The organism is Borreliella americana (assembly GCF_021043605.1).
Lineage (GTDB): Bacteria > Spirochaetota > Spirochaetia > Borreliales > Borreliaceae > Borreliella > Borreliella americana.
Map to the genome: position 1 here is coordinate 1 of NZ_JAJNFB010000052.1, position 752 is coordinate 752.

Here is a 752-nt window from a genome sequence, read left to right on the forward strand (position 1 = left end):
ACGCTTGGAAGTATTCCTGTAATCGTATAAGACATGTAAAAATTGTAAGCCGCTGCATTTATTTCTCCAGGAGTAATTATTCCCGAAATTTCGTAATTTCTTGATACATTAAGTCCTGCTATTTTATATATTCTGTCAACCACTAAAGAACAATAGGTTTTGTTGTGAATTTCTTCAAGATTAAATGAATCTGTCCATAAATTAGAAGATATTAAGGGAACCATATATCCAAAGTTATTGTCAATATATCTACTTCTCCCGAAATTAATAGCTTTTTGAATTGTTCTTGTGTCTGTTATTGGTGAAAATATTTTTAATATTCTTGATTGTACATATGTTGAAAGCTTTTCGTATCCTGAGCCTTGAGTAGATGCTGTATCGAATTTGATTTGATTACTTGTAATTATTGATTTTATATCAAAGCTATCAATTCCATTGAATGCAATTTTTTTAGTAGCTTCATATTTTTCTTCATCAAATATTCCCACATGTTGCCAAAAATAAAAAAACTCTGTCCAATCTATTTTAGGCTTTATTAATATTATGTCGCCATTTGATAAAATAGATCTTAAATTTTTAGGAGTTATTTCAATACCTGTATTTGGGTTTATTATTTTTGGTATTATATCGTATTTATTGTTATTATCGGAGTCAGCAGCTGATCTTTTGCTTCTTCTGGGCGATTGCTTTGAATAATATAGTTCATTGTGAAGATCTGAAATTTTTTGTTTTTCAATTATTGTTTTTATTTT

Annotated in this window: 1 pseudogene; it reads right to left on the reverse strand. The window is 28.2% G+C overall.

The features are described 5' to 3' along the window. A pseudogene (locus LRB30_RS05785) lies at positions 1-752 on the reverse strand (hypothetical protein); the annotation flags it as partial.